We start from the raw sequence: 1313 nt of genomic DNA, 5'->3' as shown, positions 1-1313 counted from the left end.
TTTGGACTTACCCCTGTCAAGTAGACACATTTAAATAAGACCGACTAAGCAGCCGTTGTTAACCTGTATTTTACAGGGGAACAACGGTTTAGTCGTTTTTGTGTACGCTCATAATTGTAAAACTGTATGTACTCTGTAATTTCTTGAATAAGTTCCTGTTCTGAATTAAAATTAGATAGATACACCAATTCACATTTGAAGTGTGAGAAGAATGATTCAACGCATGCGTTGTCTAGACAGTTTCCTTTGCGAGAGTGGCTGCCTAATAGATTATTCTTTTCTAAGAACTGGCTGTATTTTATAGACGTGTACTGGAATCCCTGATCTGAATGCAGGATACTTCCATACACGTTTCTTTTTTTACATAAATCTTTAACTGTTTCAATGACCAATTTAAGATCATTTCGATTGGAACACTTCCAAGATACAATTTCATTATTATAAAGATCTTGAATGACTGAAAGATAATAAAACCTGTCTCCTACTTTGATATAAGTAATGTCAGTTGCGAATGCAACGTTCGGTAAATCTTGTTTAAATTGACGATTTAAAAGGTTAGGATAAACATTCGATGCTTCCTTCCCATAGTATTTTCTTTTTTTACGAATGACGGATTTTATATCTAATTCTTTCATAATTCGATAAACCTTTTTATGATTAACTACCAATCCTTCATCTCTTAGACGATCAGTAACTCTAGGGTATCCATAATATGGTCGTATCGCATGGATCGCCTCAATATGAGATTTTACCGTGTCTTCAACAGTGGTTTTACTTAACTTATATAAAATTGATTTTCTCCATTTGTAGAAACCAGCTCTTGAAACTTTTGCGATTTGAATAAGCATCGTTAATGGATAACGTGCTTTCATTTCATTTAGAATTTCAAATCGAACTCCTTTTGGAATTATCCCTCCCCCAGTATATTTGGATAACGCTTTTTTAAGTATTCTACCTGTGCTTTCAAGTAATCTCTTTCTTCTTCAATTGAATCAAACTTAGTTTTTGGACGCCCAGTGAACGGATGAAAACTATTTGATTTTCCCCTTTGATCATCAAATAACTCACCATTTCTATACTTTTTTACCCATTCTTTCAGTTGAGTTGAACTACGTAAACCTAACTCCTCCGAAATTGAGACGTAACTGCCACAACCATCTTCATATTGCTTTACTGCCTTAAGTTTTAGTTCAGTTGAATAGTGTTTAAATTTTGTTCCTTTTAAAGCCATAATAAAATCCCCCAATAGTAGACTGCCTATCCATTTTATCAGATAGGCTTTTTCACGTGTCTACTATAAGGGGATAATACCA

The 1313-nt window shown here is 34.0% G+C and carries 1 protein-coding gene; it reads right to left on the bottom strand.

Going from position 1 to position 1313, the window contains the following annotated elements; genetic code table 11:
- Positions 1-44: 44 nt before the first annotated feature.
- A protein-coding gene (locus tag AN960_RS09160) for an IS3 family transposase (protein ID WP_429898513.1) occupies positions 45-1231 on the bottom strand; the annotation gives its coding sequence in 2 pieces (ribosomal slippage) (positions 45-946 and positions 946-1231; 1188 coding nt in all).
- Positions 1232-1313 lie beyond the last annotated feature (82 nt).

It is taken from the genome of Bacillus sp. FJAT-25509 (genome assembly GCF_001420605.1).
Lineage (GTDB): Bacteria > Bacillota > Bacilli > Bacillales > Bacillaceae_G > Gottfriedia.
The sequence above is the reverse complement of the archived record's forward strand: the minus strand, read 5'-3'. Positions and strand labels throughout refer to the sequence as shown.